Raw genomic sequence first — 12971 nt, 5'->3', positions numbered from 1 at the left:
CTCACTCGCGCGACGTGATCACGCCCCCAGCTTCACTACGCGGCCTTCGCGCCACGACAGCGCCGCCGCCTCCGCAAGCTCCAGCGCCTTGAGGCCGTCGGCCACGCTCGTGCGCACGGGCGTGCCCTGCGTGAGAGCCTCGTAAAAATGCGCCATCTCGCGCGCATAGGCGGCCCGGTAGCGCTCGAGAAAGAACGCTTCCGGCACGTCCCGCGCCACCGCTCCTTTGGTCCACGACACCACCTCGGTCGGCGTCATGTTGCCTGCCTGAAGCATGCCCGCGCTGCCGAGAATCTCGAAGCGCTGGTCGTAGCCATAGGCCGCGCGCCGCGACGTATTGATCTGGCAAAGACGGCCGCGCTTCGTGCGGATCGTGACGGCAGTGGAGTCGATGTCGCCCGCATCGGCGATCGCGGGGTCCGAGAGACAACTGCCCGTCGCATGCACAGTGTCGGCTTCGTCGTCGAGAATCCAGCGGAAGATGTCGAAGTCGTGGATCAGCATGTCCTTGAAGATGCCGCCCGAGCGCACGACGTACTCCACCGGCGGCGCGCCCGGGTCGCGGCTCGTCACGACCAGCATCTCGGGCGTGCCGATTTCGCCGCCATCCAGACGCGCCTTGAGCGCCGCAAAAGTGGGATCGTAGCGGCGCTGAAAGCCGATCATAGCCACCACGCCCGCGCGTGCGACCGCATCGGCGCATTCGCGGGCGCGCGCGAGAGCCAGATCGACCGGCTTCTCGCAGAAGATATGCTTGCCTGCCGCCGCCGACTTCAAGATCAGTTCGGAATGCGTATCGGTCGATGAGCAGATCACGCTAGCACCGACCGAGGTGTCGCCGAGCGCGCCTTCCACGTCAGCCACTTGCGCACCTAGCTGCGCCGCGAGCGCGGCCGCTGCCTCACGGTTCACATCGACCACGTACTTCAGGCGCACGCCGGGCTGGCGCGCGAGGTTCGCCGCATGAATCCGCCCGATGCGGCCCGCGCCGAATACTGCAACATTGCATGTTCCTGCTTCAGTCATCGTATTCTCCTGGGTCGGTCGATTCTTCCACGTTGAGTTCGAGCCGGTACGCGAGTGCAACGAACAGCGCCTGGCACAGGCAAAACGTGCTCGTCAGCGAGCGGAACGCGAATGCGCTCCCCTCCTTCACATAGAGTTGCGCGTCGGCATGGCGCGCGAGCGGAGAAAGTTGGCTGTCCGTAATGACCAGCGTCTTCGCCTGATGCTGCTGCGCCACGCGCAGGCAGTATTGCGTCTCCTTGCCGTAGGGCGCGAAGCTGATGGCGATCACCACGTCGCCTTTCTTCACGCTGCGGATCTGCTCGTGATACATGCCGCCGAAGCCCGACACGAGATGCACGCGCTTTCTCGTGTGCTGCAATGCGTAGACGATATAGCTCGCCACCGCGAACGAGCGGCGCACGCCGATCACGTAGATGTTGTCCGCGTGCTCGAGCATCTTCACCGCGGCGTCGAACTGTGCATCGTCGAGTCCGGCCTCGAGTTCGTCGAGCCCATTGCGGCACGCGCCGATGAATTCGCGCGCGACCGCACCGCCGAGATCGGGGCTCGCGCTGCCGTCTTTCGCCTCGATCAACTGGCGTATGCGCTGCTGATAGCTCGTGGGCGACGCCCCCTGCCCCGCATAGGCCTGGCGGAACACCGCCTGCAAATCGGAGAAGCCCGAAAAGCCGAAGCGCTGCGCGAACCGCACCACCGCCGACGGATGCACCGAGCAGCTCGCGGCGATGTCGCTCGTGCGATCCATCATGACACTCGCGCGGTTCTGCTCGATATAGTTCGCGACGCTCTTCAACTGCCGCGGCAACGCCTCGTACTCGTGCGCGATGCGCTGCATCAATTCGTCCACGCCTGCTACGGCGTCGCTGGTTTCATCGGCCATGATCGTTTTTCCCTGTTGCTTGCTGCAGTGTGGCAAACCCCTGCTGCGAAGCCCTGCTGGCCCACGCATGCATGGCATGCCGACGGAGCCGATTATAGGCAGCGGCGCACACGATTGGAACAAATTTTCCATTTTTATTTGCAATGAAATTTCTGTTGCAACTCGCCAGACGATCGCCTACTCTTGTCGTTGAGCGAAGCGGCAACGCAAGCCAGGAACTCAAGCCGAGTAGCGCGCGTCGCTCACCCCAAGAACGAACGACAGACCGAGAAAGGTGGAGACAATGACGCAACGCAAGGGCAAGACCATGCTCCGAAGGTTGGCCGCAGCGCTCACGCTGGCAGCGGGACTGAGTGGCTTGAGCGCGTTGGGTGCGCAACCGGCGCAGGCCGCCGACGCACACTTCGTGCTGATCAGCCACGCGCCGGATTCGGACTCGTGGTGGAACACCATCAAGAACGCCATCAAGCAGGCCGACGAAGACTTCAACGTCGAAACCGACTACCGCAATCCGCCCAACGGCGACATCGCCGACATGGCGCGCCTGATCGAGCAGGCCGCCGCGCGCAATTACGACGGCGTCATCACCACCATCGCCGACTACGACGTGCTGAAGAATTCCATCGGCAAGGTCACGGAAAAGAAGATCCCGCTCGTCACGATCAACTCCGGCACTGAGGACCAGAGCGCGAAGCTCGGCGCAATCATGCACGTGGGCCAGCCCGAATACGTGGCGGGCCACGCAGCCGGCGAAAAGGCCAAGGCCGCGGGCGTGAAGTCGTTTCTCTGCGTGAACCACATCGCCACCAATACGGTGTCGTTCGACCGTTGCCGCGGCTTTGCGGACGCCATCGGCGTGAACTACAAGACCTCGACGATCGACTCGGGCCAGGACCCGACCGAAATCCAGTCGAAAGTGAGCGCGTATCTGCGCAACCATCCGAACACCGGCGCGATTCTCACGCTCGGCCCTGTGCCGGCGGCAGCCACGCTCAAGGCGGTTCAGCAGATGGGCCTCGCGGGCAAGATCTACTTCTGCACGTTCGACTTCTCCGATGAGATCGCCAAGGCGATCCGCGCGGGCACGATCCAGTTCGCCATCGACCAGCAGCCGTATCTGCAGGGCTATATCCCGGTGGCCGTGCTCGCGATCGTGAAGAAGGAACATACGACCGACCCGGCGAAGATCCGCCAGATCCTCGAAGCCAATCCGAAGTTCAAGCAGCGTCTGGACACCTACGGCCTGCAACCCTCGTACGGCCAACGCAATATCCGTTCGGGTCCGGGCTTCATCACCCGGGAGAACCTCGACAAGGTCGTGAAGTACGCGGGTCAATACCGCTGATCCCCCAGGTTCAAAGCGTCTTCTCTTCAGCAAGAGACCACACCTGGCGCACACCAGGTGTGGTCGAATCAAGGAGCCATCATGGGTGTAGCCGGCAAACACTTCCCCTCGCATGCAACGGACAAGGCGCCCGACCCGCGCCCGGGTCAGCCGGCGCCGGCGGGGCCCGGAACCACCGACGAGCGCGTGCGGCGCGAATCGTGGTTCGGGCATCTGCTCGGCCGCCCCGAATTTGCCGCGATTTCCGGCACCGTGCTCGTGTTCGCCGTGTTCGCGATCGGCGCGGGCGGCTCCGGCATGTTCGACCTCGACGGCGTGATGAACTGGTCGCAGGTGGCCGCTTACTTGGGCATCCTCTCGGTTGGCGCGTGCCTGCTGATGATCGCCGGCGAATTCGACCTCTCGATCGGCTCGATGATCGGCTTTGCCGGCATGATGGTGGCCATCCCCACCATGTACTTCCATTGGCCCATTGCGCTGTCCATGCTGTTCGCGTTCGCGGGCTGCACCGCGCTAGGCGCATTGAACGGCTACCTCGTGATGCGCACGCGGCTGCCCTCGTTCATTGTCACGCTCGCGTTCCTGTTCATCCTGCGCGGCCTCACACTCGCGCTCTCGATCATGTTCGCCGACCGCACCATCGTCTCCGGCGTGGGCGACGTCGCGAAAGCCGACTATGTGACCAACCTGCTCTTTCACGGCACGGCGTTCAAGGGCCTGTTCGTGGCGCTCGCGCACATCGGCATCGGCAAGATGCTCGACAACGGTCAGCCGCTCGTGCCGGGCGTGCCGAAGGTCATTCTCTGGTGGTTCGCGCTCGTGGCCATCGGTGCGTTCACGCTCGCCAAGACGCGCTACGGCAACTGGATCCTCGCCGTGGGCGGCGACGCCAACGCCGCAAAGAACGTGGGCGTGCCGGTCAAGCGCGTGAAGATCGCGCTCTTCATGCTCACCGCTTTCTGCTCGTGCCTGTTCGCCGTGCTGCAAGTCTGCGATATCGGCTCGGCCGCCGCCGACCGCGGCCTGCAAAAGGAGTTTGAAGCCATCATCGCCGCAGTAATCGGCGGCACGCTGCTCACGGGCGGCTATGGCTCGGTGATCGGCGCCGCGTTCGGCGCGCTCATCTTCGGCGTCGTGCAGATCGGCATTACCTACACGAACATCGACTCGGACTGGTTCCGCGTCTTCCTTGGCGTGATGCTGCTCATCGCCGTGCTCTTCAACCACTATGTGCGCCGCCGCGTCGCGCAATCCTAAGCCGGAGGCCGACATGAACCAGACTGAAAGCGCAAATGCGAACAGCGACACGATCCTCGCACTGGAAAACGTCAGCAAGTACTTCGGCAAGGTCATCGCGCTCAACGGCGTCACGCTGCGTCTGAAGCGCGGCGAAGTGCACTGCCTGCTCGGCGACAACGGCGCGGGCAAGTCCACGCTCATCAAGACGCTAGCCGGCGTGCACGCGCCTACCTCGGGCCAATATTTAGTGGACGGCAAGCCCGTGCGCTTCGATTCGCCCAAGGACGCGCTCGACCTCGGCATCGCAACGGTCTATCAGGATCTTGCACTGGTGCCGCTGCTCTCCGTGGCGCGCAACTTCTTCATGGGCCGCGAACCCCAGAAGAAGCTTTTTGGGTTCATCAACGTGATGGATCTGGATGCAAGCGCAACCATCGCGAAGGATCGACTCTCCGAAATGGGCATCAACGTGCGCGACCCGCATCAGGCCATCGGCACGATGTCGGGCGGCGAGCGCCAGTGCCTCGCGATCGCGCGGGCGATTCACTTCGGCGCACGGGTGCTGATTCTCGACGAGCCAACGGCCGCGCTCGGCGTGAAGCAGAGCTTCAACGTGCTCAAGCTGATTCATAACGCGCGCGCCAAAGGCATCTCGGTGATCTTCATCACCCACAACGTCCACCACGCGTACCCGATTGGCGACTCGTTCACACTGCTCAATCGCGGCCGCTCGCTCGGCACGTACACGAAAGACACGATCAGCAAGAACGAAGTGCTCGACATGATGGCCGGCGGCGCGGAGATGCAGAAGATGATTGCCGAGCTCGACGGCGCGACCATTTGAATACGTGCGGGACCGAATACGACAGGAATGCTCATGGCTCTCCCCAGCACCTCCCCTTCGCGCTTCGCGCGCGCGCGCAGCCGCGACATCGTCTGCCTCGGCCGGCTCGGCGTGGATCTCTATGCGCAGCAGGTGGGCGCGCGGCTCGAGGATGTCTCCACCTTCGCCAAGTATCTCGGCGGTTCGTCGGCGAACATTTCCTTTGGCTGCGCGCGGCTCGGCCTGAACGCGGCCATGCTCACGCGCGTCGGCGACGACCATATGGGCCGCTTCCTCACTGAAACACTCGCCAAGGAAGGCTGCGATACGAGCCACGTGCGCATCGACCGCGATCGGCTCACCGCCCTGGTGCTGCTCGGCTTGAAGGACCGCGATACCTTTCCGCTCATCTTCTATCGCGAGAACTGCGCCGATATGGCCGTCGATGCGGGTGACTTCGACGAAGCCTTCATTGCCTCGTCGAAAGCGCTGCTCATCACCGGTACGCACTTCTCGACCGAACAGGTGAACCGCGCGAGCCTCGCCGCGCTCGACTACGCGCGCCGCAACAACGTGCGCACCGTGCTCGACATCGACTATCGGCCCGTGCTCTGGGGCCTGACCGGCAAGGCTGACGGCGAAACGCGCTTCATCGCGAGCGCAGGCGTGAGCGAGCATCTGCAACGGATCCTGCCGCGCTTCGACCTCGTGATCGGCACCGAGGAAGAGTTCCGCATCGCGGGCGGCAAGGAGAACCTCCCCGACGCGCTCAAGCGCGTGCGCGAGGTCACGGCCGCCACGCTGCTCGTGAAGCGCGGCCCGCTCGGCTGCCAGATCGTCGAGGGCGCAGTGCCCGATTCCCTCGATACCGTGCCGTTGCAGCGCGGCGTGGAAGTCGAAGTGCTCAACGTGCTCGGCGCGGGCGACGCGTTTGCGGCGGGCTTTCTTTCGGGCTGGCTGCGCGACGCGCCGCTCGAGGACTGCGCCCGTGCGGCCAATGCGTGCGGCGCGCTCGTGGTCTCGCGCCACGGTTGCGCGCCTGCCATGCCCACACCTGCAGAGCTCGACTATTTCCTGCGCGAAGCCGCAATGGACCCCGTGCGCATGCGCCGCCCCGACCGCGACGCGACGCTCGCCCGACTGCATCGCGTGACGCCCGCGCGCAAACAGTACGACGAGGTGCTGGGTTTCGCATTCGATCATCGCAACCAGTTCTTCGACCTCGCCCAGCAAACCGGCGCCAGCGAGGCGCGTATCTCGCACCTGAAGAACCTGTTCGTCGACGCCGTGGCGCAGACCGAAAGCGAGCTCGGCTTGCAAGGCCGCATCGGCGTCCTGATCGACGACCGCTACGGCCAGGACGCGCTCAACGCGGCAACCGGGCGCGACTGGTGGATCGGCCGGCCGGTCGAGCTGCCGGGCTCGGTGCCGCTCGTGTTCGACCATGGCCGCTCGATCGGCACCACGCTCGCAGCCTGGCCCATCGGGCATACGGTGAAGTGTCTCGTGCAGTTCCACCCCGACGAGCCCATCGAGCAGCGCCTCGAACAGGAAGCGCAGCTACGCGCGCTCTACGACGCGGTCCAGGCAAGCGGCCATGAACTGCTGCTCGAAGTGATTCCGCCGAAGCTCGATGGCAAGCCGAACGCCCCCGACACCGTCTATCGCGCGCTCAAGCGGCTCTACAACATCGGCCTCTACCCCGAGTGGTGGAAGCTCGAACCGATGGACGCGGCGCAGTGGCGCGAGATTGACGCGCTGATCGCCGAACGCGATCCGTATTGCCGTGGCGTGGTGCTGCTGGGCCTCTCGGCGCCCATCGAGCAATTGACGAGCGGCTTTCGCGCGGCGGCGGCTTCGCAGACGTGCCGCGGCTTCACGGTAGGACGCACGATCTTCTACGAGCCGAGCCTCGCCTGGCTCGCGGGAGAAATCGACGACCAGGAACTGGTCGCACGCGTGCGCCGCGCCTTCGAGGCGCTGATCGCGGCTTGGCGCGCAGCGCGAAGCGAGGTACAAGACCCGACACAGCAGCGCGATGCTCACGCCACGCATGAGGAGAAAGCAGCATGAATCAGCGCATTGCTCCCAACGCTGGCACATCACAGACAACGCCCGACGCCCAGCCCAATACCCCTGCCGCTACGATGCGCCTCACCACGGCACAGGCACTGGTGCGTTTTCTCGCGGCGCAGCGCGTAGCCTGCGATGACGGCTCAGGCCGTACAGAGCCGCTGTTCGGCGGCGTGTTCGCCATTTTCGGGCACGGCAACGTGGCGGGCCTCGGCGAGGCGCTTTATCACTATCGCCACGAACTGCCCACGCTGCGCGCGCACAATGAGCAAGCGATGGCGCACAGCGCGATCGCCTATGCAAAGGCACATTTCCGCCGCCGCATGATGGCCGTCACGACCTCGATCGGTCCAGGTGCCACCAACCTCGTGACAGCCGCCGCGCTCGCGCACGTGAACCGCCTGCCGCTCCTGCTCTTGCCCGGCGACACGTTCGTCTCGCGCGAACCCGACCCGGTGCTTCAGCAAGTCGAAGATCCTCATGATGGCGGCGTCTCCGCCAATGACGCGCTCAAGCCGGTGTCGCGCTATTTCGACCGCATCGTGCATCCCGCGCAGTTGTTCACCGCCTTGCCGCGCGCACTGCGCGTGCTCACCGACGCTGCGCAGTGCGGCCCGGTCACGCTCGCGCTGCCGCAGGACGTGCAGGCCATGGCGTGGGACTATCCCGCGAGCTTCTTCACACCGCGCCTCGTGAACTTTCATGCGAATGTGCCAGTGCAAAGCGAGATCGACGCGGCGCTTGCGCAACTGCATCGCGCCAAGCGTCCGCTCATTGTCGCGGGCGGCGGCGTGCTCTACTCGCGGGCCGCGGCTCAACTCAAGGCGCTCGCCACCGCGCGCGGCATTCCGGTGGCGGAAACGCAGGCGGGCAAGGGCGCGCTCGCCTGGGACGACCCGCTCAATGTGGGCGCCATCGGCGTGACGGGCTCGCCCGCCGCGAACGCGCTCGCGCGCGACGCCGACTGCATCCTCGCGGTGGGCACGCGCCTGCAGGACTTCACGACCGGCTCGAATTCGCTGTTCGCGCACGCACACGTGATCGGCGTGAACGCGAACGGCTTCGACGCGCTCAAGCACAACGGCCTGACCGTGGAGGCCGACGCGAAGCTCGCGCTCGCGGCACTCGGCGACGAACTCCTCAACTGGCGCGCGGACGCGAACTGGACCGCCTGCGCGCGGCGCCTAGCCGACGAATGGCGCGCAAGCGTGGACGCGCTCACCCACGCGCCGCAGGAGCGTCACAGCCTGCCCTACGATGCCGATGTGATCGGCGCCGTGCAGCGCTCGTCGAGCCGTTCGTACACCGAAGACATTGTCGTATGCGCGGCCGGCACCCTACCCGCCGAACTGCACAAGCTCTGGCGCGCAGGCCAGCCGGGCGCGTACCACGTCGAATACGGCTACTCGTGCATGGGCTACGAGATCGCGGGCGGGCTGGGCGCGAAGCTCGCGCGGCCCGATCGCGAAGTCATCGTCATGGTGGGCGACGGTAGCTACCTGATGATGAACAGCGAGATCGCCACCTCGGTGATGCTCGGCGCGAAGCTCATCATCATCGTGCTCGATAACCGTGGCTATGGCTGCATCAACCGGCTCCAGCAGGCCTGCGGCGGCGCGCCGTTCAACAATCTGTTCGAGGACTGCGCGCAAGGGCCGCTCGGCGCGCCGCGCATCGACTTCGCTTCGCACGCGCGCGCGCTGGGTGCGCAGGCCGAGCACGTCGCCAACATTGCGGAACTCGAAACCGCGCTGCAACGTGCGCGCGCAGCCTCACGCACCTACCTCATCAGCATCGACACCGACCCTGCACGCACGACCGAGGAAGGCGGCTGGTGGTGGGAAGTCGCCGTGCCCGAGGTATCGACACGTGCTGCCGTGCGCGAAGCACGCGAGCACTATGACGCGCATCTCGCTGCGCGCGGCCGGCGCGAGCGGACCGGCGATGCGCAGCCCACGACCCCATCCAGGCATGACGAGACGGAACCCACATGAGCGCATTCGACGTACGCATCGGCATCAATCCGCTGTCGTGGATGAACGACGACCTGCCCTCGCTCGGAGGCGAAACGCCTCTCTCCGTGGCGCTCACCGAAGGGCGCGAGATCGGCTACGAAGGCTTTGAGCTCGGCAACAAATTTCCGCGCGAACCGCAGGCGCTCAAGGCATTGCTCGCGCAATACGATCTGTCGCTCGTGTCGGGCTGGTACTCGGGCATGCTGGCACATCGCAGCGTGGCGGCGGAGATCGAGGCCGTCGGCCCGCATCTGGATTTGCTCGCGCAAAACGGCGCCACCGTGATGGTGTATGGCGAAGTCGCCGATTCGATTCAGGGCGCGCCGCGCCCGCTCTATCAGCGCCCGCGCTTTTTCAGCGAAAAGCAGTGGGACGACTACGCCGCGCGCGTGGAGGGGTTCGCGCGTCATACGCTTTCGCGCGGCGTGCGGCTTGCGTATCACCATCACATCGGCGCGTATGTGGAGACGCCCGCCGACGTCGACAAGCTCATGGCGCGCACGAGCGACGCCGTGGGGCTGCTGTTCGACGCGGGCCATATCACGTTCGCGGGGGGCGACCCCGTCGTAGAACTCGACAAGCACATCGCGCGCGTCTGCCACGTGCACTGCAAGGACGTGCGCCCCGCCGTCGTGAAGCTCGCACGCAACCGCAACTGGAGTTTCCTCGACGCGGTGCTAGCGGGGGCCTTCACGGTGCCCGGTGACGGCGCAGTCGACTTTCCGGCGATCGTCGCGCGCCTGAAACAGCACGGTTATCGCGGCTGGCTCGTCGTGGAGGCCGAGCAGGATCCGGTGATCGCACCATCGTACGAGTATGCACAAAAGGGTTACCGCACGCTGCGTTCGCTGATCGATTCGCCCATTGATTCGGATAACCAGGAAAGTGGCACAAGCAAGGAGGCAGCATGAGCCTGTTGGTCAAGGCCGAGCGCGAAGGCCAGACGATCGCGCGCGTCACGCCCGCCACGGCGGGCTGGCGCTATGTCGGCTTCGCCGCGTACCGGCTCGCGGCGGACGAGTTGGTCTATGTCTACGAGACGGACCGCGAAAGCTGCATCGTCGTGCTCTCGGGCGCCGTGAATATCGAAGCAGACGGCAGGCAGTATTCGAATCTCGGCTCGCGTGACAGCGTATTCGAAGACGCCGCGCCGTACGCACTCTATGTGCCGCCCGGCGTGAAGGCCACAGTGCGCGCCACCCGCGAGGCCGAGCTGGGCGTGGCGAGCGCGCCCGCACAGGGCACGCTGCCGGTGCGGCTCATCGAGCCCTCACAAATGAAGCGCTCCACGCGCGGCAAGGGCGCGAATACGCGCTACGTCTGCGATATTCTTCCGCAGACTGAACCGGCGGAATCGCTGCTTGTAGTGGAGGTGCGCACGCCCTCGGGCCATTCGTCGAGCTATCCGCCGCACAAGCACGACGCCGACCGCCTGCCGCAAGAGAGCGCACTGGAGGAGACCTATTACCACCGGCTCAATCCGCAGCAGGGCTTCGCGTTCCAGCGCGTCTATACCGACCTGCGCGATCTCGACGAGACCATGGCCGTGGAGGATCACGACGTCGTGATGGTGCCGCGCGGCTACCATCCCGTGGTCGTGCCGTACGGCTATGACTCGTACTACCTGAACGTCATGGCCGGTCCCAAACGCGAGTGGCACTTCCACAACGATCCCGCGCACGAGTGGATCATCGAGCGCGACGCGAAGTGAGGCAATGTCACGCGAGCTGAAAAGTGTTCACGAGACGTTTGAGCACATTGGCCTGATCGTCGAGCGACTGCGCCGCCGCCGTGGCCTCTTCCACCAGCGCGGCGTTCTGTTGCGTGCCTGCATCCATTTGCGTCACCGCGCGATTGATCTCCTCGATGCCGGAGCGCTGCTCGCTCGACGCCGCCGAAATTTCGCCGATGATGTCGTTCACGCGCTTCACGGCGGACATGACTTCTTCCATGGTCCGGCCCGCGTCGCTGGCGAGCGTCGAGCCGTTCGCCACGCGCGCGACCGAGTCGGTAATCAAGGCCTTGATCTCTCTCGCCGCCGCGGCGCTGCGCTGCGCGAGATTGCGCACCTCGCCCGCGACCACCGAGAAACCGCGTCCCTCCTCACCCGCCCGCGCCGCTTCGACCGCGGCATTGAGCGCCAGAATGTTGGTTTGAAACGCGATGCCCTCAATCACACCGATGATGTCGGCGATGCTCTTCGCGCTCTCGTTGATCTCATTCATCGTGGCCACCACGCGGCCCACCACGGCGCCCCCCTTCTGCGCGATCTGCGAAGCGTTGCCGGCCAGCGTGCTCGCTTGCTGCGCGTTTTCGGCGTTCAGGCGCACCGTGGAGGTCAACTGCTCCATGCTGCTCGCGGTGCGTTCGAGCGCAACGGCCTGCGCCTCGGTGCGGTGCGAAAGATCGAGATTGCCCGTTGAAATCTGTCCCGATGCAGCGGCAATCGCTTCCGCGCTCGCGGCGATCTCGGCCACAGTCGCCGAAAGCCCTTTCTGCATGTCCCGCAAAGCGCCCAGCATGCTGGACGCGTCGCGCGCGTGAACCTCGACCGGCTGTGCGAGATCTCCCGAAGCAATACGCGCGGCAATGGCCTTCGCATGGGCGGGTTCGCCGCCGAGTTGGCGCGCGAGTCGCCTCACGACCCATTCACTCACGACGAACGCGAGCACGAAGAGACCCGCCGTCGCCGCAGCGATCATCACGAACGACGATTCGTAGATGAACGCCGACGCGGCGATCGTCGCCTTGGCGGCAGCGCCGCGCTGTGCAACGAGCCGATCGACGAGCGTTTCGAGCTTCTCCGTTTCGACGAGCAGCGACACGTCCCGCGTGCCGACTTGCCAGTTCATCTGCGAAAGATCGAGCGGCTGCGCCTTCACCAGCGTGACAAACTCGCGCAATTGCCCGCTCCATGTTTGCACCGCCGCCGCGAACTGCTTTTGCTGGGCAAGCGCGTCACTTCCCGACTGAGCCGAATATTGTTCGAGCACTTTCATTTCGGTCACGAGCGCGGCAAGATTCTTTTCGATGTCGGCGCCCAGATCGTCGCGCTCCTTGGCGGTGGTCGCCGTGAGCAGCATTTTCTGCGCGCGGCTCGCCCGCAGCACCTGAGCGCGCGCTTCCTCCGCCGCACGGCTGGCAATGTGGCCCTGCTCGTAAATCGATCCTGTTGAATCGTTCAGACGACTGATCTGCGCGAGCGAAAATGCGCCGATAGCCAGCGTACCGGCCAGCACCACCGCAAACGCAACCCGCAACATCGTCTTCACCGAGAGCGCCCTGCCCGCTCGCGCATCTTGCGGCACGAAACTGGCGTGCCGCCGTCCCTGCAATGCAGCTTTCATGTCTTGACGGTCTCCTTCTTGTTGTCCGGCTGCACGAGAGATTTCCCCAGGTCCGCCTCGACCCCGTCTACGGCAGATTCGCCAAAAACTTTAGCGCGGCGTGCGTCAGGCGTTTGCAATTTACCCATGAGCAAGACGTCTGCACTTCGCCCCTTTGGAGCCCCGTGCTCATATAAATGAACGACGCATGCCAAACGAACTGCATAGCGCATTCTCGATG

Annotated in this window: 10 protein-coding genes; 7 read left to right on the top strand and 3 right to left on the bottom strand. The window is 65.0% G+C overall.

Annotation, left to right across the window (positions count from 1 at the left end):
* Positions 1 to 18: 18 nt before the first annotated feature.
* On the bottom strand, positions 19 to 1026 hold the full coding sequence (gene iolG / locus P5W98_RS05430; RefSeq protein WP_434718441.1) for an inositol 2-dehydrogenase: 1008 nt from the start codon (positions 1024 to 1026) through the stop codon (positions 19 to 21).
* On the bottom strand, positions 1019 to 1909 hold the full coding sequence (locus P5W98_RS05425) for a MurR/RpiR family transcriptional regulator (RefSeq protein WP_421023616.1): 891 nt from the start codon (positions 1907 to 1909) through the stop codon (positions 1019 to 1021). The genes iolG and P5W98_RS05425 overlap by 8 nt, the downstream gene beginning before the upstream one ends.
* Positions 1910 to 2192: 283 nt before the next feature.
* Here P5W98_RS05425 and P5W98_RS05420 point away from each other — a divergent pair, with 283 nt between their 5' ends.
* The 7 genes from P5W98_RS05420 to iolB all read left to right on the top strand — a co-directional run bounded on the left by P5W98_RS05420 (position 2193) and on the right by iolB (position 11115).
* On the top strand, positions 2193 to 3254 hold the full coding sequence (locus P5W98_RS05420) for a sugar ABC transporter substrate-binding protein (RefSeq protein WP_421023615.1): 1062 nt from the start codon (positions 2193 to 2195) through the stop codon (positions 3252 to 3254).
* 81 nt (positions 3255 to 3335) lie between these two features.
* The gene (locus P5W98_RS05415) at positions 3336 to 4511 is read left to right on the top strand and encodes an ABC transporter permease (RefSeq protein WP_434718440.1); all 1176 of its coding nucleotides are present in this window, start codon (positions 3336 to 3338) and stop codon (positions 4509 to 4511) included.
* A 13-nt stretch (positions 4512 to 4524) separates the two neighbouring features.
* Positions 4525 to 5337 (top strand): ATP-binding cassette domain-containing protein, encoded by an 813-nt coding sequence (locus P5W98_RS05410; RefSeq protein WP_421023613.1) that lies wholly within the window; start codon positions 4525 to 4527, stop codon positions 5335 to 5337.
* Positions 5338 to 5370: 33 nt separating this feature from the next.
* Positions 5371 to 7389, top strand: a complete 2019-nt coding sequence (locus P5W98_RS05405; RefSeq protein WP_434718439.1) for a bifunctional 5-dehydro-2-deoxygluconokinase/5-dehydro-2-deoxyphosphogluconate aldolase — start codon at positions 5371 to 5373, stop codon at positions 7387 to 7389.
* Positions 7386 to 9383 (top strand): 3D-(3,5/4)-trihydroxycyclohexane-1,2-dione acylhydrolase (decyclizing), encoded by a 1998-nt coding sequence (iolD, locus tag P5W98_RS05400; RefSeq protein ID WP_434718438.1) that lies wholly within the window; start codon positions 7386 to 7388, stop codon positions 9381 to 9383. Before P5W98_RS05405 ends, iolD begins: the two co-directional genes overlap by 4 nt.
* On the top strand, positions 9380 to 10315 hold the full coding sequence (gene iolE, locus P5W98_RS05395; protein WP_434718437.1) for a myo-inosose-2 dehydratase: 936 nt from the start codon (positions 9380 to 9382) through the stop codon (positions 10313 to 10315). The genes iolD and iolE overlap by 4 nt, the downstream gene beginning before the upstream one ends.
* Positions 10312 to 11115, top strand: a complete 804-nt coding sequence (gene iolB / locus P5W98_RS05390; protein ID WP_421023609.1) for a 5-deoxy-glucuronate isomerase — start codon at positions 10312 to 10314, stop codon at positions 11113 to 11115. Before iolE ends, iolB begins: the two co-directional genes overlap by 4 nt.
* A 7-nt stretch (positions 11116 to 11122) precedes the next feature.
* Here iolB and P5W98_RS05385 read toward each other — a convergent pair whose 3' ends face one another.
* Positions 11123 to 12751 (bottom strand): methyl-accepting chemotaxis protein, encoded by a 1629-nt coding sequence (locus P5W98_RS05385; protein ID WP_421023608.1) that lies wholly within the window; start codon positions 12749 to 12751, stop codon positions 11123 to 11125.
* Positions 12752 to 12971: the final 220 nt, after the last annotated feature.

The organism is Paraburkholderia sp. A1BS-2L, assembly GCF_051125205.1.
Classification (GTDB): Bacteria; Pseudomonadota; Gammaproteobacteria; order Burkholderiales; family Burkholderiaceae; genus Paraburkholderia.
Note: the sequence above shows the minus strand (reverse complement) of the source record. Positions and strands in the feature narration are given on the sequence as shown.

Bases quoted from the DNA above. Each gene is read 5' to 3' on its own strand.
- P5W98_RS05425 (WP_421023616.1), bottom strand. From the start codon at position 1,909: ATGGCCGATGAAACCAGCGACGCCGTAGCAGGCGTGGACGAATTGATG.
- P5W98_RS05415 (WP_434718440.1), top strand. From the start codon at position 3,336: ATGGGTGTAGCCGGCAAACACTTCCCCTCGCATGCAACGGACAAGGCG.
- P5W98_RS05405 (WP_434718439.1), top strand. From the start codon at position 5,371: ATGGCTCTCCCCAGCACCTCCCCTTCGCGCTTCGCGCGCGCGCGCAGC.
- iolD (WP_434718438.1), top strand. From the start codon at position 7,386: ATGAATCAGCGCATTGCTCCCAACGCTGGCACATCACAGACAACGCCC.
- iolE (WP_434718437.1), top strand. From the start codon at position 9,380: ATGAGCGCATTCGACGTACGCATCGGCATCAATCCGCTGTCGTGGATG.
- iolG (WP_434718441.1), bottom strand. From the start codon at position 1,026: ATGACTGAAGCAGGAACATGCAATGTTGCAGTATTCGGCGCGGGCCGC.
- P5W98_RS05420 (WP_421023615.1), top strand. From the start codon at position 2,193: ATGACGCAACGCAAGGGCAAGACCATGCTCCGAAGGTTGGCCGCAGCG.
- iolB (WP_421023609.1), top strand. From the start codon at position 10,312: ATGAGCCTGTTGGTCAAGGCCGAGCGCGAAGGCCAGACGATCGCGCGC.
- P5W98_RS05385 (WP_421023608.1), bottom strand. From the start codon at position 12,751: ATGAAAGCTGCATTGCAGGGACGGCGGCACGCCAGTTTCGTGCCGCAA.
- P5W98_RS05410 (WP_421023613.1), top strand. From the start codon at position 4,525: ATGAACCAGACTGAAAGCGCAAATGCGAACAGCGACACGATCCTCGCA.